The following is a 17514-nucleotide window of genomic DNA, read 5'->3' on the forward strand; positions in this document are numbered from 1 at the left end:
TGTGCCGACGCTGAACAAAATACGGACGGCCACTCCGTGGGGGCGGAGCAACGCCACCGTAGACCCCGCCATCCGTCGCCTGCGGGCGGCGCTCACCCTCTTCTTCGCCCTGGACGGCTTCATCTTCGCCGGCTGGGTCGTGCGCATTCCCGCCATCAAGCAACAAACCGGCGCCTCGACCGGCGCCCTCGGGCTCGCCCTGCTCGGCGTCTCCGCGGGCGCGGTGGCCACCATGATGGTCACCGGCCGGCTCTGCCAACGGTTCGGGCACCAGCCCATGACCGTCGTCGCCGCCGTCGTGATGTCCCTGAGCGTCGCGCTGCCGGCGCACACCCACTCGGCGCTCGCCCTCGGCCTGGTACTCCTCGTCTTCGGCGCGGGCTACGGCGGCCTCAACGTCGCGATGAACAGCGCGGCGGTGGACCTGGTGGCCGCGCTGCGCCGACCGGTCATGCCCACGTTCCACGCCGCCTTCAGCCTCGGCGGCATGCTCGGGGCGGGCCTCGGTGGCCTGGTCGCGGGGCGGCTGTCGGCCACCACACACCTGACCGCCCTCACCGTGTGCGGGCTCGCCCTCACGGCCTTCGCCGGCCGCGCGCTCCTGACCCACCCGGTTCCACGGCGACAGCACGAGCGGCCGGCCACGCCCACGGCGCCCCGCCGCCGCCCGTCACGACCCGAGGCGACCGACCCCGCCCACCACCCGTCGTCGACCCGGGCCGAGCCCGGCGGGCGGTTCGAACCCGTCGGGGAGGCCGCGGGCCGGGGCGCGGCCCGGCGTACCCGGCGACTGGTCGCCGTCTTCGGGCTGATCGCCCTGTGTACGGCCTACGGCGAGGGCGCGTTGGCCGACTGGGGCGCGCTCCACCTGGAGCAGGACCTCGACGCGCACCCGGGCGTCGCGGCGGCCGGCTACTCGGTCTTCGCCGCCACGATGACCATCGGCCGGCTGTCCGGAACGGCGCTCCTGGAACGCCTCGGCCAGACCCGCGCCCTGGTGGCGGGCGGCGCGACGGCCGCCACCGGCATGCTCGTCGGCTCCCTGGCCCCCACGGTCTGGCTGGCCCTGCTCGGCTTCGCGGTCACGGGTCTCGGGCTGGCCAACATCTTCCCGATCGCCATCGAACGCGCCGGCGCCCTGAACGGCCCGAGCGGCGTCGCCACCGCCTCCACCTTCGGCTACGGCGGCATGCTCTGCGGCCCGCCGGCGATCGGTTTCGTCGCCGACTGGTTCTCGCTGCCGACGGCGCTGACGACCGTCGCCCTACTCGCGGCAATCGCGGCAGCCGTCGCCTACGCCAGCCGCAACGCGCTCCGCCCACCCGCAAGTTGACCGCGTCCGCGCACGGGGCCGCTCGCCCGCGCGTTCCCCGGGCCAGCCGGAACCCAGTGGGCCGCCGCACGTGTAATCTGACGAACCGCTACGACATATAGATGACCGGTGAACCTCTGAGGATATGGTGCTGACTACGCCGCGTTTCGGCTCCGACGTCCTCGACGCCGCCGACGAGCTCACCGACGCGTACGTCGACGTCTTCACCGCCCCGCCCTGGGAGAGCCGCGACGCGCAGGCGACCCGGGCGGAGTTCCGGGAGCGGCTCGCGACGGACGCGCACCGCCCGGGGTTTCGGGCCGTACTGGCCACGTCGGACGACGGCAGGGTGCAGGGCTTCGTCACGGGTTGGACCACTCAGGCCCCGTTCCGCACTGACCGTGCCTACGGGAAGGTGACCACGCGACTCGGCGCCGAGCGGGTGGACGAGTTGCTGGTGGGCGCCTTCGAGGTCGACGAGCTGGGGGTGCGGCCAGACGCCCGCGGTACCGGTTTGGGGCGGCGGCTGCTCTCCGCCCTTGTCGACACCGCGCCCGGTGGCCGGGCGTGGCTGCTGACCTGGGATCAGGCGCACGAGACGCTCGCGTTCTACCGCCGCATCGGTTGGCAGGAACCCGAGCCCCTACCGGGCAACGAGACGGACGTCGTCGTGTTCCTCTCACCGGGCAGGCCCGGTGACCTCTCCGTGACCACGGACGGGGACCGCCACGACCTCAACACCGACCAGATTTCGGGAACCCGCCGAGGCCCGGGCAGCTGACGCCCGAGCCGCCTCCCCCGCCTCGTCCGCCCTCGGGCTGGCAGTCGCGCCGGAGCGATGTCAGGGGCGGCTGGCACACTCCCGGACATGAAGTACGGGAAGCTGACCGAGGTCGTCGCCCCCGAGGGGACGCCGCTCGCCGCCGGAGACCGGTTCCGGGCCCACGTACCGGCCGAGCGGAACCGAGACGGGGCTCCGCGCGGCGCGGCGCACACCGTACGAGAGGACGGGCTCGCGTCGTCGCACGACCGCAGTGACCGTAGCGGCACCTCGACCGTTCGCCGGTGCCCACGCCCACGCCACGGCGACCAGGGGCCCGGCCATGACCGATGACCGCGTGCCGCGCGAGCCGCGATCCGGAGACTCCGGCTGGCGGTGTGCGGGGCTGCGCTGGAGCCCGGCAGCTGAGCCCGCCCTGCTCTGGCGCCACCCCGTGCGCGGCGAGCGCGCCTCCGCCCTGTCCCCCGGCCGACCCGTGGCCTTCACCACGGGCGCGGCCCGGCGCTGCGTCGGGGTGCGCAGGGGCGACCGACACACCGCCTGCCCGACCGAAGCGGTGATCCCCCCGGCGGGGGTGTCCGCCCAGTGCCCCGAGTGCGCGCGGCTCGACCGGTCGTACTCCGTGGCGGCCGACACCCGCGCCGACGACCCGCGCCCCTACGACGTGTACCTCGCCTGGTTCGGGCCCGGCTGGATCAAGGTGGGCATCACCGCGACCGAGCGCGAGGGGGCCCGGCTGCTCGAACAGGCCGCGCTCTCCTACGTGCTGCTCGGGCGCGGCCCCCTGATGGCCGCCCGCCGTGCCGAGGCCGTACTCGGGGCGGCCCTGGCCGTACCCGACCGGATTCCGTACGCGGCCAAGCGGGCGGCCCGGGACGCCGCGCCGCCTCCGCCGGAGCGAGCGGCCGAGCTGGCCGAGCTGCACGCCCGGGCCCGCGCGCTGCACGCGCTGCCGGAGTCGCTCCAGGTCCTGCCGTGCGCCCCGGTCCACCACGACGCGGCCTTCGCGCTCGGCCGGCCCCGGCCACCGGGGCCGGCCGGCCTCGTACAACTCGCCCCGCACAGCACGGTGGTGGGCACCGTCGAGGCCGTCGCGGGCCCCGACGTCTCGCTCCGCGACACGGACGGCCGCGCCCTGATCCTCGACACCCGTCAACTGGCGGGGTGGCCGCTCGCCACGGCCGACCCGTCCGCCCCCACCACCGCGCCCGTACGCCCGACCGAGCCCCCGCCCTCGCCGCCGACCCCTGAGCCCCTGTTCTGAGCGACGCCGATCCCGAACCGCCAGGTACTCATCCGCCCCGGGCCTCACACTCCGCCACCGGGCTGGTGGTCCCGCTCGGTCCACATCGCCCGGTCCGGCACACACGGCGGGCAGCGACGCCGTTCAGCCCGCTCAGCCCAGCCAACCCGGGCGCACGAGCCCCGACTCGTACGCGAGGACGACGAGTTGGGCCCGGTCGCGGGCGCCGAGCTTGACCATGGCGCGGCTGACATGCGTCTTGGCCGTGAGCGGGCTGACGACCAGGCGCCGGGCGATCTCCTCGTTCGACAGGCCGATGCCCACCAGCGCCATCACCTCGCGCTCGCGGTCGGTGAGTTCCGTGAGGCCGACGGCGGCGGGTTCCTTGGAGCGGGCCGCGAACTCCGCGATCAGACGGCGCGTGACGCCGGGCGACAGCAGCGCGTCGCCCTCCACGACGGCCCGCACGGCGCGCAGCAGCTCGTCCGGCTCGGTGTCCTTGACGAGAAAGCCCGAGGCTCCGCAACGGATCGCCTCGAAGACGTACTCGTCCAGCTCGAAGGTGGTCAGCATGACCACCCGGACGTCGCCGAGCGCCGGGTCCTCGGTGATCCGCCGCGTGGCGGCGAGGCCGTCGAGCACCGGCATTCGAATGTCCATGAGGACGACATCGGGCCGCAGTTCGCGGACCTGGCGCACGGTGTGCTCGCCGTCGGCGGCCTCGGCGACCACCTCGATGTCGGGCTGGGCCGCGAGCAGCGCCCGGAAACCGGCGCGGACCAGCAGTTGGTTGTCGGCGAGTACGACGCGGATCACGGTGTCTCCTCGGGTGGCAGGGGGATGTGGGCCAGGACGCGGAACCCACCGTCGGGGCGCGGCCCCGCCTGGACGGTGCCGCCGAACGCGGCGGCCCGCTCCCGCATGCCGACCAGCCCGTTACCGCCGGACAGGGTGTCCGCGCGCCCGCCACCGGCAGCGGAGCTGGCCGGGCCGTCGTCGTCGATCGCCACGTGCAGGGCGTTCGCGTCGTGGCGCAGCAGGACGCGCGCGCCGCGCGCCTCCGAGTGGCGGATGACGTTGGTCAGGGCCTCCTGGACGATGCGGAAGGCGGCGAGGTCGGCGCCGGGCGGCAGGTTCGCCCGGTGGCCCTCGGTGCGCACCTCGACCCGGAGGCCGGCCGCGGCCGCCTGCTCGGTGAGTTCGGGTACGCGGTCGAGTCCGGGGGCCGGCGAGCGGGGCGCGCTACCCGGCGTGCGCAAGCTGTCGAGCACCTGCCGGACCTCGCCCAGCGCCTCCTTGCTGGCTCCCTTGATGGTGGTCAGCGCGGTCCGTGCCTGTTCCGGGTCCTGGTCGAGCAGCGCGAGGCCGACGCCCGCCTGAACGTTGATCACCGAGATGCTGTGCGCCAGGACGTCGTGCAGTTCGCGGGCGATGCGGAGCCGCTCCTCGTCGGCGCGGCGCCGCTCGGCCTCCTCCCGCTCGACGCGCTCGCGGACCAGTTGTTCCCGGCGCGACCGGGCGAGTTCGGACAGCGCGAGGATCACCAGCACCCAGGCGGCGATGCCCATCTCCTGCCACCAGCCCGCCGCCGCGTCGCCGCCCGGCGGGAGCCACCGGTAGAGCCAGTGCGTCACCAGGGCGTGCGCCAGCCAGGCCAGGCCGACCGCGCTCCAGGCGGCCCGCCGATGGCCCGAGATGACGGCGGAGAAACAGGCCAGGACCACGCTCAGGAAGATCGGCCCGTACGGGTAACCGGCCGCCAGGTAGGCCGTGACCACGGCACAGGTGCCGAAGACGGTGACGCGCGGGTAGCGGTGTCGGCCCACGAGGAGCGCGGGGCCCAGCACCAGCAGCGACCAGGCCAGCGGGTCCAGATCGACCCGGTCAGCCTGCCGGTGGGAGGCGAAGGTGGTGCCGACGCACTGGAAGACCGCGACGGCCAGCGAGGACAGCCACGGAAGGCGCCCGGAGGGCGCGGCAGCCCAACGGCGCCACGGTGGCCCCGGGCTCGTCCACCGGTCGGGCGCCCGTTCCTCGCCCACGCGGTGGACTCGTTCCGTGCTCATGCCGCAACGCTAGACCGCGCCACGACGCCGCGCGTCAGCCCGACGCGGTGCGCGCGGCTACTCCCCGGGGAGTAGGCCGACCTGGCGGGCCAGCCCGGCGGCGGCCTGGTCGAAGAACTCGTCCCGCGCCTCGACGACGTGGTTGAACTGCCCGAACACCTCGAAGTTGACCAGCCCGAACAGTTGCGCCCAGGTCGCGGTGAGGCCCGCCAGCGCCGGTGCGGGCAGGTCGACGCCGAGTTCGTCACCGAGTCGCCGCGCGTCCTCCTGCACCGGCGCGGGCGCCGCCGCCGCGTCCGTCGGGCGCAGCTCCCCCGCCTCGTGCGCGTCGCGGAGTACGGCTATGAGGGCGAGGCCGACGCGGGCGGCGGGGCCCGTGGTGTCGCTGGGGGCGGTGTAGCCGGGCACGGGCGTGCCGTAGATCAACGCGTACTCGTGCGGATGCGCGAGCGCCCACTCGCGCACGGCACGGCAGACGGCCGTCCACCGCCGGTCCGGAGAGCCCCCGCTGGCCGCGGCGAGCGCGTCCTCGGCGGCGGCGCCCAGCGCGTCGTACGCGTCGATGATCAGCGCGGTGAGCAGGTCGTCCCGGCTCGGGAAGTAGCGGTAGAGCGCGGAGGAGACCATGCCCAGCTCGCGGGCGACCGCCCGGAGCGACAGTTTGGCGGCGCCCTCGCGGGCGAGTTGCCGCCGCGCCTCTTCCTTGATCGCGGCGGTCACTTCGTCACGGGCCCGCTCTCTGGCCCCCTTGATCGCACTCATGCGGGCCAGTGTGCCACCGAAGCGGAGCACCAACCAGAAAAGAGAGCACTGCTCTTGTTTCGGGTCGCCGATTCGTGCACACTGATCCCAAGCGAGAGCACCGCTCTCGAAAATGGCTCCGAGGCCCTGCCGCGCGAGCCCGTCTCTCCTACGAAAGGCCCACCATGACGCACTACGCGAAGCCCAGCTGGTTCGAGGCCCGGGTGATCGGTGGCGGGATCGCCTGGCTGGCCCGGCGCGGCGTCTCGCTGTACGGCAGCGCGGAGCTGTCGGTGCGCGGCCGGACCACCGGTGAATGGCGCAGCGTGCCGGTCAACCCGCTCCACCTCGACGGGGCGCACTATCTGGTGGCGGCCCGGGGCACCACGCAGTGGGTGCGCAACATGCGGGCGGCGGGTGGCGGCCAGCTCAGAAAGGGGCGCACCGTGCGGCCGTTCCGCGCGATAGAGCTGCCCGAGGGCGCGGAGAAGACCCGGGTGCTCCGGGCCTACCTCAAGCGCTGGGGCTTCGAGGTGGGCAGGTTCTTCGACGGCGCCACGGGCACGTCGAGCGACGAGAAGCTGGCCGAGGTCGCCCGGCAGCACCCGATCTTCACGTTGACCTACGCGGACGATGAGGCATGGACAGCACACTCTCCCCGGCGCGAGCCCGCCGCGGGTTCAGGGCCGAGCGCCCCGACCGACGCCAGCGACGCTGCAGGACACGCCACCCAGGCCATCCCCGAGCCGCTGAGCACCGCACGCCCCTGACGGCCCGGCGACGCACTCGCGACGCGGCACCATACTCCCGAACGCCCCTGCCCACGGCCACCCAGCAAACTCGCTGGGCCGCCGCCACTCACCGACCCAGCACCCGCCAGGCACTCGCCGCTCTCGTCCACGCCGCCGCGCACGCGCTGAGACTGAGGCCGCGCCGCCGCCTCGCTCTCGTGCCCTGGCGCGACCGGCTCACCGGCGGGCGAGGCGGCGCGACCCGCACCCGCCACGGCCCGCCGCCCAGCGACGGAGCCAGCCGGCCACCGGCCGTCGCGGCGGAAGCCCGCCCGGGTCGCGCCTGGGGCATCGGGCCGACGCGGCACGGCGCCCCGCGGCCTTCCCGACGACGGAGCGGGGTCGGCGCGTCAGCCGCGGTCGAGCACCATCATCAGGCGACGTGCGGAGGGGTGGGTGCGGACGATCTCGGCAAGCGTGGTGGTACCGCGCGTGATCTTCGCGAAGGCCCGCCAGGCCGGACGCAGACCCGTGATCGCCGCGTGCACCATGCCCGGTCGCCGCTCGTAGGCCAACAGCAGACGGCGCCCCACACCCATCTCCACGCCGAGGCCCGACTTGATGGCGAAGGCGTAGTTCAGCGCCTGCCGCCGCGCGTCCACCGCGTCGTGCGCCTCCGCTATGCGCACGGCCCACTCCCCCGCCAGCCGGCCGGAGCGCAGCGCGAAGGAGATCCCCTCCCGGGTCCACGGCTCCAGCAGCCCCGCGGCGTCGCCACAGACGAGTACGCGACCGCGCGAGAGCGGCGAGTCATCGGAGCGGCAGCGCGTCAGGTGGCCGGAGGAGATGCTCGGCTCGAACCCCGCGAGGCCCAGGCGCGCGATGAAGTCCTGGAGGTAGCGCTTGGTCTCGGCGCCCTCGCCGCGCGCCGAGATGACGCCCACGGTCAGGGTGTCGCCCTTGGGGAAGACCCAGCCGTAACTGCCGGGAATCGGTCCCCAGTCGATCTGCACCCGGCCCGCCCAGTCCTCGGCGACGGTCGGCGGCACCGGGATCTCCGCCTCCAGGCCGAGGTCCACCTGCTCGACCTTGACACCCACGTGTCCCGCTATCCGACTGGCGCTGCCGTCCGCCCCGACGACGGCCCGGGCGAGCACGGTCTCCCCGTCGCTGAGCACGACGGCGACGGTGCGCCGGTCGGGCACGGAAGGGCCGTGCTGCTCGACCCGGGAGACGGTCACGCCGGTGCGCAGGATGGCCCCGGCGGCCGTGGCCGACTCCACCAGCGCGGCGTCGAACTCGGGCCGGTTGATCAACCCGAAGAGCATCTGCTTGGACCGCCGGGTGCGCGAGAGCTTGCCGTTGAGCGAGAAGGTCACGGCGTGCACGCGGTCCCGCAGCGGCATCTCGAAGCCCGGTGGCAGGGCCTCGCGCGAGGGCCCGATGATCCCGCCACCGCAGGTCTTGTAGCGGGGCAGCTCCGCCTTCTCCAGGAGCAGCACCCTGCGGCCCGCGCAGGCCGCGGCGTGCGCGGCGGAGGCGCCCGCCGGGCCCGCCCCGACGACCACGACGTCCCACACCGACTCGCTGTCGTCGGCCGCGTCGTCGCCGCCGTGCAGACCCATCTCGCCGCTGTTGTCGCTGCTCACGATGTACTTCTACTCCCGCTCGACCACTCGCTTCGGCTACCGCTCGCATCCTACGGCGCGCCGCTCGGCGGCCCCGCTGTGGGAAGATCGGTGCACCCTTCGCCCGTACGTACGGACATAACGCCGCGCCCACAAGGAGCGTTCCATGGAGCAAGCCTCCGTCAGCCAGTCCGACCACGCCACGCTCGCCCAGGCCGTGGCCGCACTCCAGCCCCGGGCTCGTGCGGAGCTGACCGAACTGGTCGCGTTCAAGTCGGTCGCCGACCCAGCCCAGTTCCCCAGGAGCGAGTGCGAGGCCGCCGCGAACTGGGTGGCGGACGCGCTGCGGGGCGAGGGCTTCCAGGACGTCGCCCTGCTCGACACCCCGGACGGCACACAGTCGGTCTACGGCTTCCTCCCCGGCCCCGAAGGCGCTCCGACGGTCCTGCTGTACGCGCACTACGACGTGCAGCCCCCGCTGGACGAGGCCGCCTGGCTGTCGCCGCCCTTCGAGCTGACCGAGCGCGACGGCCGCTGGTACGGACGCGGGGCCGCCGACTGCAAGGGTGGCCTGATCATGCACCTGACGGCGCTGCGGGCCCTCAAGGAGAACGGCGGGATACCCGTTCACGTCAAGGTGATCTGCGAGGGCTCCGAGGAGCAGGGCACCGGGGGGCTTGAGCGTTACGCCGAGGCCCACCCGGAGCTGCTGGCGGCGGACACCATCGTCATCGGGGACGCGGGCAACTTCCGGGTGGGGCTGCCGACGGCCACGGCGACCCTGCGCGGGATGACGCTGATGCGCGTGCAGGTGGACACGTTGGGCGGCAACCTGCACTCGGGCCAGTTCGGCGGCGCCGCCCCGGACGCGCTGGCAGCGCTGATCAGGGCGCTGGACTCGCTGCGCGCCGAGGACGGTTCGACCACGGTCCAGGGCCTGGCGTCCGACGCGAGCTGGGAGGGGCTGCAGTACGAGGAGGAGGAGTTCCGCAAGGACGCCAAGGTGCTCGACGGAGTGGAGCTCATCGGCTCCGGCACCGTCGCGGACCGGATCTGGGCCCGCCCCGCGGTGACCGTGCTCGGCATCGACTGCCCGCCGGTCGTCGGCGCCACCCCCTCGGTGCAGGCGAGCGCCGGCGCGCTGGTGAGCCTGCGCGTGCCGCCGGGCGTGGACGCCGCCGAGGCGACCGACCTGCTCGCCGCGCACCTGAAGGCGAACACCCCGTGGGGCGCGAAGATCGCCGTGGAGCAGGTGGGCCAGGGCCAGCCGTTCCGCGCCGACACCAGCAGCCCGGCGTACGCGTCGATGGCCAAGGCCATGCGCCTGGCCTACGACGGCCAGGAGATGCAGATCTCGGGCATGGGCGGCTCGATCCCGCTGTGCAACACCCTGGCGTCGCTCTACCCGGAGGCCGAGATCCTGCTGATCGGGCTGAGCGAGCCGGAGGCCCAGATCCACGCGGTCAACGAGAGCGTGTCGCCGCAGGAGCTGGAGCGGCTCTCGCTCGCGGAGGCCCTGTTCCTGGTCGAGTACGCGGCAGCCAACGCGGCCTGACACGACCACCACCCCCAACCGACGACACCCCCACCCCCACCTCTGCCGCAGCGCTCAGCCAAGCGCGGCGGCGGGGCGGGGGCGACAGGGCGCACTGCGCCTTGCGAGGCCCGTAACCACGGCACCCCGGGGGGCCGTCGGTCGGTCGCACGGCTCGACCCACCGGAGCCGCCGCACCGGCGGACGGGCGGGCGGGCGAGCCGGCGGACCCATCTCGTGCGCCCCGCGCCGGGTGCCACCGGCACCCGGCCAGGCGACGGTGCGGCACGATGCCGGGCGGTACGGAGCCAGTGTGCTGCGGTGCGGTGACCGACGTCGCGCGGGGCGCACGGGGATGCGGCGGGGCGCGCGGGGGTTCAGGTGACGGGGAGGCCCTGCTCCAGGTTGATGGGGCAGCCGCGCTCGCGGGCGCGGAGGGCCCAGCGCAGTCGGTGCCAGCGGTGCGGGGGCAGTAGGTCGGCCGCCTCGTCCTCCGTGACGAAGCGCCAGCCACGGAGTTCGTCCGCGGGGAGCAGCAACTCCCCCGCCTGACTCTCGCTGAGCCGGCCGCCGTCGAAGAGCAGGCGCAGTCCGCCGTATCCCGGCGGGTTCGGCGCCTCCCAGTCCACGACCAGCAGCCGCAGCGGGTCGGCGAGGCGCATGCCCAACTCCTCGGCCACCTCGCGGACCCCGGCGCGGGTGGGGGGCTCGCCGGGCTCCACCACACCGCCGGGGAACTCCCAGCCGGGCTTGTAGGTGGGATCGACGAGCAGTACACGGTCGTCTTCGTCGAAGAGCAGTACCCCCGAGGCCACCGTCTCCGCCGTGGGGCGCGGCGTCTGCACCACCGTGCAGGCGCCCGCGCCGCCCCGTATCGCGTCGGCCACCCGCTCCGCGGCCTGGCCCGCGGTGAGTTGGTCGGTGCGGATGACGTGTGCGTCGGCGGTGAGCCAGGACAGTGCCCCGCGGTAGGGCTCAAGGTGGTCCAGGCACCACTTTCGGATCGCCGCGTCGGCCTCGGGCTGGTCGGGGACGAGCGCCCGATCCTCGATCCGCTCGCGAAGGATCGTTTCCTCCGCGTGGAGCAGGATGTGCTGCACGGGGATGCGGCGGGACGCCAGGCCACCGAAGATCTCGTCCCGGTAGTCCTGCCGCAGCAGCGTCATGGGCGTCACCAGCACCCCGCCCACCTCCGCGAGGAGTGCCGCCGCCGTGTCCACCACCAGCCGCCGCCAGGAGGGCAGGTCCTGGTAGTCGCCCACCTCCGCGAGGCGCTTGCTCGGCAACATCGTGCGCAGGCCGCCGCCGATCAGTTCGGGGTCGAAGAACGTGCTGTCGGGCAGCAGTTCACACACCTCACGCGCCGTGCTGGTCTTCCCCACACCGAACGTGCCGTTCAGCCAGACGATCACGGGTTCCCCCTCCTCCGTAGCCCCCAGACAGTTGCCCGCATCACCGTGCCACGAAAACGTGTGCGGTTCGGAGGGGGCGCGCCCGGGCCCACGGCGGGCCGCCGGGCGGGAAGCGGGGGCCGGCGACGGGGCCTTCGGGCCCGTCGCCGGCGCCTCGGGCACCGGCCGGGTCGGGCCGACCGGTCGCGAACCCCTGGCGGCACCGCCGTCCCACCGACCCCCGGGAAACCGCCGGTCACGCCGCAGTCGGCGGTGGTCGGGGCGGGATTCGTGGCGGCATCGTTCGGCGCCACCGCGCGGGTCACGCGAGGGCACGCCCGGGCCGAAGCGCGGCCCGCCGACGCGCGCCGTGCGCCGCCGCGCGAGCCACGCGGCGCCGTGGCGCGGGGCAGGCGGGCGCGCCATCGCGCCGAGGCTCCGGCAGGCCCGGGCAGCGGTCATCCGCCCAGGCCCGCGCGCCTGCGCTCCTCCGTACGCGCCCCTGCGCTCCGCGCCTGCACCCACGCGCCCGACACCGCGCCACTTCGCCGTGTCGCATTCCCGCCGTCAGACACCGCCACGGGACGGAACCGACCCCGGGCGGCTCGGCTCCGAGTCGGCGGCCGACACCGGGGCCGCCGTCGCCGCCGGAGCCGCACCGGGAGCAGCTCCCAGCCGCGTTCAGAGCCAGGCCGGGTTCAGAGCCAGAGCGGATCAGAGCCAGAGCGGGCCAAGTCCAGGGCCAGGGCCAGGTCGGCGCGGGGCGGTCAACAGACGGGCAGTCCCGGGACGGGTTGGTCGTTGGCCCCGCCCTTGACGTAGACGACGCTGACGTACACACCGGCGTTGCCGCTGTCGTCGTCGGTCTTGGCCCACCACACGTTGGTCCAGGCGCCCGACGTCTCGCGGCGGCCCAGGTTCTCCTGGCAGAAGAAGTAGTTGGTGCCCTGGTTCAGGGTTCCCACCTGCGCGCCGTCGCGGGTGTAGGAGGAGGCGGACTTCCAGACCGTGCAGTCGTGTTTGCCGGCGCCGGCTCCCGACGGGTGGCACACCGGCGCCGGGGCCTGGGTCGAGGCGCCGGGCCCGGGCTCGGACGCGCTCGGCCGGTCCCGGCCCTCGCGCTCCTCCCCCGCCGCGTCCCGGTCCGCGTCCTTCGCGCCGTCCCCGTCGCCCTTGCCACTCTCGTCGGCGTCGCCCTTGCCGGGCTCGTCGTCGCCCCGCTCCGTGGGCCCGCCCGAGTCCGTGGGCGTCGGCGACGCGCCGGCCCCCGGTCCGCGCTTGCCCTTGGCGCCGCCCTGTTCCGGCTCGCCCGCCCCGCCGTTCGGGTCGACGGCACCCGGCTCGGCGCCGTCGGTGGGGTGCCCGGAGGACCCGCCGCCCGCTCGCGTCTCGTCGCCGCCGTCCCGGTCCATCAGCACGTACGTCAGGCCGCCACCCACCAGCACGGTGGCCGCCGTCACTGCGGCCAGCGTGCCGCGTCGGGCACGCCGGCGGGCGGGCAGCCGCCGCGTGGCCCGACCACCGCCGGCCACCAGCACCTCCCCGGCGCCCTCGCCGTGCCCACCGCGCCCGGCCACTCCACCGGCCCCACCGGCCCCCAGTGCGTGCGGCATCGCCCCGACCGCGCCGGAAGCCCCCGCCGTACCAGCGGTCCCCGCCACCCCGGGCGCCCCCGACACCGCACCCACGCCCGCATGGGCGCCCGACGCACCGGAACCCCCAACCGCCCCCGGCACGCCAGCGACTCCCGGCCCACCCGCGTCCCCAGCCACGCCCGAACCACCAAACCCACCCACCGCACCGCCCGCACCCACCACGCCGTCCGCGCCCACCGGGCCATGCGCCGAGCCCGCACCGTGCGCCGGGCCCGCGCCGTACGCGCCCGCCCCGCTCCCCTGGGCCGGCGCGCCGAAGACGCCGGGGTCGGGCGCCTGCTGGCCGGCGCCGGCGGGCCGTTGGCCCCAGTCGCCGCCCGATCCGTGCGCCGGAGCACCCGGAGCCCCGTAAGCGCCGTTAGCCCCGTACGCGCCGCCCGGGCCCCCGGCCAGCGGTGGGGCGTGCCCCGCGGCCACCGCGTCGAGCATCGCGGCGGCCTGAGCCGCCGTCGGGCGGGCCGCCGGATCCTTGGCCATCAGGGCCCACAACACCGGGGTCAGCGGCCCCGCGCGGCGCGGCTCGGGCAGCGGCTCGGTCACGATGGCGGTCAGCGTCGACCACACCGAGGTGCGACGGAACGGGGAGGAGCCCTCGACGGCCGCGTACAGCGTCATGCCCAGCGCCCACACGTCGGACCCCGGCCCCGGTTCGTGTCCCTGGGCGCGTTCGGGGGCCAGATAGTCGAGTGAGCCGATGAGTTCGCCGCTGCGGGTGAGCTTGGTCGCCGCTCCGTCGTCGGGGGCGTCCATGGTGGCGATGCCGAAGTCCGTGAGGACGACCCGGCCGGCGCCGAGTTGGGCCGACGTGCCGTACGCCCCCCGTGTACTCGCGCGGTCGAGCAGCACGTTGCCCGGCTTGACGTCGCGGTGCAGCACGCCCACCTCGTGGCCGGCGCCCAGCGCCTCGGCGACCCGCGCCCCGATGGCCGCGGCCCGCGCCGGGTCCAGCACGCCCTCGGCCGTCAACACGTCGTCCAGCGAGGGCCCGTCGATCAGCTCCATCACGATGACGGGCAGCCCGTTCTCCTCCGCGACGTCGTGCACGGTGATCACGCCGGAGTGCCGGATACGGGCCGCCGCGCGCGCCTCGCGGCGCATCCGGGTCCGCAGGTCCGCCAGTTCGGCCGGCCCGGCGTCGGTGAAGGCGCGGAGCACCTTGACCGCGACCTCACGGCCGAGCACCTCGTCCACGGCCGCGCAGACCACGCCCATGCCGCCGCGCCCGAGTTGCCGTGTGACCCGGTATCTTCCGCCCAGCACCCTGCCGGTCAGGTCCGCGCCGTCCCCCGTACTCACGTGCCGTCTTCCCCTCACGCACTCGTGCCGCGCCCTGGTCCCTGCCGCGCGTCCCGCGCGCGGTGGCGCCTCGCGCGGGCGTGCTGGCGCCGCGTGGGCTCAGCTTAGGCCCCGGCCCGTCGCGGGCCTTACGGCCCCACGCGCTGCCCGGAGCGCGCCCCGGCCGCGGTGCCGAAGCCGGCGACGTCACTGGCCCGCGCGGCGGCCGCGGCCGCGCCGACCAGGCCGGCGTCGGTGCCCATCTGAGCTGGCACGACGGACAGTTCCCGGACGAAGGACAGCCGCGCGTAGTCGCGCAGGGCGCGGCGTAGCGGGGCGAACAGCACCTCGCCGGCGCCCGCGACGCCGCCGCCGATGACCGCGAGTTCGACCTCCACCAGGGTGGCGGTGGCCGCGATGCCGGCCGCAAGCGCCTGTGCGGCGCGCTCGTACGAGGCGCGGGCGACGGCGTCGCCGGCCCGGGCGGCGGCGGCCACGGCGGCGGCTCCCGCCCCCTCGGGCCCCGCCCGCCAGCCGCCCGCGGCGGCCCTCGAGGCGATGTTGGGACCGCTGGCGATGCGCTCGACGCAGCCCTGGCTGCCACAGGGGCACGGGTCGCCGTCGAGATCGACGCTGATGTGCCCGATGTGCCCGGCGTTGCCGGTGGGGCCGAGGTGGGGTCGACCGTCGAGGATCAGGCCGCCGCCGACGCCGGTGGACACGACCATGCACAGCGCGTTGGCGCGGCCGCGCGCCGCGCCCTGCCAGTGCTCGGCCGCCGCCATCGCGACGCCGTCGCCCACCAGCGTGACCGGCAGCCCGCCCACGGCCTGGCGCACCTGGTCAACCAGCGGGTACTCGCGCCAGCCGGGGATGTTGACCGGGCTGACGGTGCCCACCGAGGCGTCCACGGGGCCCGCGCTGCCGATGCCGACGGCGACCACCCGCGACCACTGGGGGCTCGCGGCCAACTCGTCGAGCACGGCGCGCACCTCGGCCATGACGGTGGGCCCGGATGCGCGTGCCGGCGTGGCCCGTCGTGCCCGTACGGTCAGCGCGCCGGTCCCCCGTACGAGCGCGCCCGCGATTTTGGTGCCGCCGATGTCCAGCGCGGCGACGAGCTCATCTGACATGGGGCGGTCTCCTGACAGGCGGTGAGGGGCCGGTTGGCGTGCCCGGAACGGTCCCGTGGGGCGGGCGGGAGCCGAATGTACGCGGCCCGGCGGCGGGGCGTGGGCGCGCGCACCCCGGTTCCGGTCATAGTCTCCGCCGAATTTGACAACGTTGTCTAGAGGCTATGCTCGACCCGACGCCGCCAACAGACAATCCAGCGACAGGACGAGCGCACCGTGACTGACCCGGCCCGGGGCACCACACAACGCAACGGCACCACCTCTCCTCGCTACGGCAACAGGCCCACCATGAAGGACGTCGCGGCCCGCGCGGGGGTCGGCCTGAAGACGGTCTCCCGCGTGGTGAACAGCGAGCCCGGGGTGACGCCCGACACCGAACGCCGCGTACAGGAAGCGATCACCGCCCTCGGCTTCCGCCGCAACGACAGCGCCCGCATCCTTCGCAAGGGCCGCACCGCGAGCGTCGGCCTGGTCCTCGAAGACCTGGCCGACCCCTTCTACGGGCCGCTCAGCCGCGCCGTCGAGGAGGTCGCCCGGGACCACGGGGCGCTGCTCATCAACGGTTCGAGCGCCGAAGACCCGGCCCGCGAACAGGAGTTGGTCCTCGCGCTGTGCGCGCGCCGGGTGGACGGCCTGGTGGTCATCCCGGCCGGCGACGACCACCGCTACCTGGAGCCGGAGATCTCGGCCGGCGTCGCCACCGTCTTCGTGGACCGCCCGGCCGGCCGGATCAACTGCGACGCGGTGCTCTCCGACAGCTTCGGCGGCGCCCGGGACGCGGTGGCCCACCTGATCGCGCACGGGCACCGGCGCATCGGCTTCATCGGCGACCAACCCCGCATCCACACCGCCATCGAGCGGCTGCGCGGCTACCGGGCGGCGATGTCCGCCGCCGGCCTGCCCGTGAACGAGGCGTGGATGTCGCTGGGAGCCACCGACCCGAGCCGGGTGCTGGCCGCGACCGAGGCGATGCTGTCCGGACCGGAGCCGGTGACCGCGCTGTTCGCGGGGAACAACCGGGTCACGGTCACGGCCGTACGCGTGCTGGCGGCGCGACCCGGCCGGGCCGCGCTGGTCGGCTTCGACGACTTCGAACTCGCCGACCTGCTCTCCCCCGGAGTCACCGTCGTCGCGCAGGACGCGGCCCAACTCGGCCGCACCGCGGCGAACATGCTCTTCCGTCGCCTGGAGGGTGCCGAGGAGGAGCCCCGACAGGTCGTGCTGCCCACCCGGTTGATCGCCCGTGGCTCGGGCGAGATCCCGCCCGCACACCGCGTGGCCTCGTAACGACCGCACGCGGCACCGGCGCGGCCGGCTCCGGCGGGCCCTACGGAGGAGGCCCTTCCGGGCCCCTCGCTAAGGTTCCGACATGCGTCTACCAACCGAAGCGCCGCGCTCCCCGGTCACCGCGGACGACCTCGAACGAGCCGTACGCCATGCCGTCGCCACGCTCCGGCAGGCGCCCGCCGCCGCGTGGGAGAGCAAGGCCGGCACGCTGGAGTGGGACTGTTGGGAGACCGTCGAGCACCTCAGCGACGACCTCTTCGCCTACGCCGCCCAACTGGGCCCCGCCATACCGCCACTGACCGGTGACGTCCCGTTCGTCTGGGAGAGCCGCAGGCCCGGCGGCCCCGCCAACGCCATCCACGCCGACCGCGCGGCCGGTCCCGACGGCCTGTTGCAGGTGCTGGAGGCCAGCGGCGCGCTGCTGGTCGCCATGGTCCGTACGAAGCCACCCCAGGTGCGCGCCCACCACGTCTTCGGGGCCTCCGACCCGGAGGGCTTCGCCGCGATGGGACTCGTGGAGACCCTGGTGCACACCCACGACCTGGCCGAGGGTCTCGGCCTCGACTGGTCCCCGTCCGCCGACGTGTGCGCACGGGTCCTGGCGCGCCTCTTCCCCGACGCCCCGCGCACCACGGACCCCTGGCCCACCCTGCTCTGGTCCACCGGCCGCGCCGAGCTGCCCGACCACCCACGACTGGCCAAGTGGCGCTGGTACGGCGCGCCACGCTGACCCTCCA

15 protein-coding genes are annotated in these 17514 nt (G+C 75.0%); 8 read left to right on the top strand and 7 right to left on the bottom strand.

Features of this window, described 5'->3' with window-relative positions:
• The first annotated feature begins 1 nt into the window (after position 1).
• The 4 genes from OYE22_RS02605 (at position 2) to OYE22_RS02620 (ending at position 3357) form a co-directional block, all read left to right on the top strand.
• Positions 2-1333, top strand: a complete 1332-nt coding sequence (locus OYE22_RS02605; RefSeq protein ID WP_277318874.1) for an MFS transporter — start codon at positions 2-4, stop codon at positions 1331-1333.
• 124 nt (positions 1334-1457) lie between these two features.
• Positions 1458-2093: a GNAT family N-acetyltransferase gene (locus OYE22_RS02610; protein WP_277318875.1), complete on the top strand. Its 636-nt coding sequence runs from the start codon at positions 1458-1460 to the stop codon at positions 2091-2093.
• A gap of 87 nt (positions 2094-2180) precedes the next feature.
• Positions 2181-2426, top strand: a complete 246-nt coding sequence (locus OYE22_RS02615; protein ID WP_277318876.1) for a hypothetical protein — start codon at positions 2181-2183, stop codon at positions 2424-2426.
• Positions 2416-3357: a DUF2797 domain-containing protein gene (locus OYE22_RS02620; protein WP_277318877.1), complete on the top strand. Its 942-nt coding sequence runs from the start codon at positions 2416-2418 to the stop codon at positions 3355-3357. The genes OYE22_RS02615 and OYE22_RS02620 overlap by 11 nt, the downstream gene beginning before the upstream one ends.
• 132 nt (positions 3358-3489) lie before the next feature.
• Here OYE22_RS02620 and OYE22_RS02625 read toward each other — a convergent pair whose 3' ends face one another.
• Genes OYE22_RS02625 through OYE22_RS02635 form a run of 3 tightly spaced genes read right to left on the bottom strand, consistent with a single transcriptional unit; the run spans position 3490 to position 6164 of the window.
• Complete coding sequence (locus OYE22_RS02625; protein WP_277318878.1) at positions 3490-4152, bottom strand: response regulator transcription factor; 663 nt, start codon at positions 4150-4152, stop codon at positions 3490-3492.
• Positions 4149-5402: a sensor histidine kinase gene (locus OYE22_RS02630; RefSeq protein ID WP_277318879.1), complete on the bottom strand. Its 1254-nt coding sequence runs from the start codon at positions 5400-5402 to the stop codon at positions 4149-4151. Before OYE22_RS02630 ends, OYE22_RS02625 begins: the two co-directional genes overlap by 4 nt.
• Before the next feature lie 57 nt (positions 5403-5459).
• Positions 5460-6164 (bottom strand): TetR/AcrR family transcriptional regulator, encoded by a 705-nt coding sequence (locus tag OYE22_RS02635; protein ID WP_277318880.1) that lies wholly within the window; start codon positions 6162-6164, stop codon positions 5460-5462.
• A 164-nt stretch (positions 6165-6328) separates the two neighbouring features.
• Between OYE22_RS02635 and OYE22_RS02640 the strand changes: the two genes are divergently transcribed.
• The gene (locus tag OYE22_RS02640) at positions 6329-6913 is read left to right on the top strand and encodes a nitroreductase/quinone reductase family protein (RefSeq protein WP_348652177.1); all 585 of its coding nucleotides are present in this window, start codon (positions 6329-6331) and stop codon (positions 6911-6913) included.
• A 371-nt stretch (positions 6914-7284) separates the two neighbouring features.
• Here the strand turns inward: OYE22_RS02640 and OYE22_RS02645 are convergent, their stop codons facing one another.
• A complete protein-coding gene (locus OYE22_RS02645; protein WP_277323955.1) occupies positions 7285-8499 on the bottom strand; it encodes a geranylgeranyl reductase family protein in 1215 nt (404 codons plus the stop codon).
• Between the two features lie 169 nt (positions 8500-8668).
• On the opposite strand from OYE22_RS02645, the gene OYE22_RS02650 reads away from it, so the two are divergent.
• Entirely contained in the window at positions 8669-10057 is a 1389-nt protein-coding gene (locus OYE22_RS02650; RefSeq protein ID WP_277318881.1) for a dipeptidase, read from the top strand.
• A gap of 356 nt (positions 10058-10413) precedes the next feature.
• Here OYE22_RS02650 and OYE22_RS02655 read toward each other — a convergent pair whose 3' ends face one another.
• The 3 genes from OYE22_RS02655 to OYE22_RS02665 all read right to left on the bottom strand — a co-directional run bounded on the left by OYE22_RS02655 (position 10414) and on the right by OYE22_RS02665 (position 15490).
• Positions 10414-11448: an NUDIX domain-containing protein gene (locus OYE22_RS02655; protein ID WP_277318882.1), complete on the bottom strand. Its 1035-nt coding sequence runs from the start codon at positions 11446-11448 to the stop codon at positions 10414-10416.
• 746 nt (positions 11449-12194) lie between these two features.
• Entirely contained in the window at positions 12195-14378 is a 2184-nt protein-coding gene (locus OYE22_RS02660) for a protein kinase (RefSeq protein WP_277318883.1), read from the bottom strand.
• Positions 14379-14506: 128 nt separating this feature from the next.
• Positions 14507-15490, bottom strand: coding sequence for an ROK family protein (locus tag OYE22_RS02665; protein WP_277318884.1), 984 nt, complete (start codon positions 15488-15490; stop codon positions 14507-14509).
• Positions 15491-15778: 288 nt separating this feature from the next.
• On the opposite strand from OYE22_RS02665, the gene OYE22_RS02670 reads away from it, so the two are divergent.
• Together OYE22_RS02670 and OYE22_RS02675 are read left to right on the top strand one after the other, a co-directional pair.
• A complete protein-coding gene (locus OYE22_RS02670; protein WP_277323956.1) occupies positions 15779-16777 on the top strand; it encodes a LacI family DNA-binding transcriptional regulator in 999 nt (332 codons plus the stop codon).
• Positions 16778-16859: 82 nt separating this feature from the next.
• Positions 16860-17507, top strand: coding sequence for a maleylpyruvate isomerase N-terminal domain-containing protein (locus tag OYE22_RS02675; protein ID WP_277318885.1), 648 nt, complete (start codon positions 16860-16862; stop codon positions 17505-17507).
• The last annotated feature ends 7 nt before the right edge of the window (positions 17508-17514 follow it).

The organism is Streptomyces sp. 71268 (assembly GCF_029392895.1).
Taxonomy (GTDB): Bacteria; Actinomycetota; Actinomycetes; order Streptomycetales; family Streptomycetaceae; genus Streptomyces.

Bases quoted from the DNA above. Each gene is read 5' to 3' on its own strand.
- OYE22_RS02610 (WP_277318875.1), top strand. From the start codon at position 1,458: ATGGTGCTGACTACGCCGCGTTTCGGCTCCGACGTCCTCGACGCCGCC.
- OYE22_RS02615 (WP_277318876.1), top strand. From the start codon at position 2,181: ATGAAGTACGGGAAGCTGACCGAGGTCGTCGCCCCCGAGGGGACGCCG.
- OYE22_RS02620 (WP_277318877.1), top strand. From the start codon at position 2,416: ATGACCGATGACCGCGTGCCGCGCGAGCCGCGATCCGGAGACTCCGGC.
- OYE22_RS02630 (WP_277318879.1), bottom strand. From the start codon at position 5,402: ATGAGCACGGAACGAGTCCACCGCGTGGGCGAGGAACGGGCGCCCGAC.
- OYE22_RS02635 (WP_277318880.1), bottom strand. From the start codon at position 6,164: ATGAGTGCGATCAAGGGGGCCAGAGAGCGGGCCCGTGACGAAGTGACC.
- OYE22_RS02640 (WP_348652177.1), top strand. From the start codon at position 6,329: ATGACGCACTACGCGAAGCCCAGCTGGTTCGAGGCCCGGGTGATCGGT.
- OYE22_RS02645 (WP_277323955.1), bottom strand. From the start codon at position 8,499: ATGGGTCTGCACGGCGGCGACGACGCGGCCGACGACAGCGAGTCGGTG.
- OYE22_RS02650 (WP_277318881.1), top strand. From the start codon at position 8,669: ATGGAGCAAGCCTCCGTCAGCCAGTCCGACCACGCCACGCTCGCCCAG.
- OYE22_RS02665 (WP_277318884.1), bottom strand. From the start codon at position 15,490: ATGTCAGATGAGCTCGTCGCCGCGCTGGACATCGGCGGCACCAAAATC.
- OYE22_RS02670 (WP_277323956.1), top strand. From the start codon at position 15,779: ATGAAGGACGTCGCGGCCCGCGCGGGGGTCGGCCTGAAGACGGTCTCC.
- OYE22_RS02675 (WP_277318885.1), top strand. From the start codon at position 16,860: ATGCGTCTACCAACCGAAGCGCCGCGCTCCCCGGTCACCGCGGACGAC.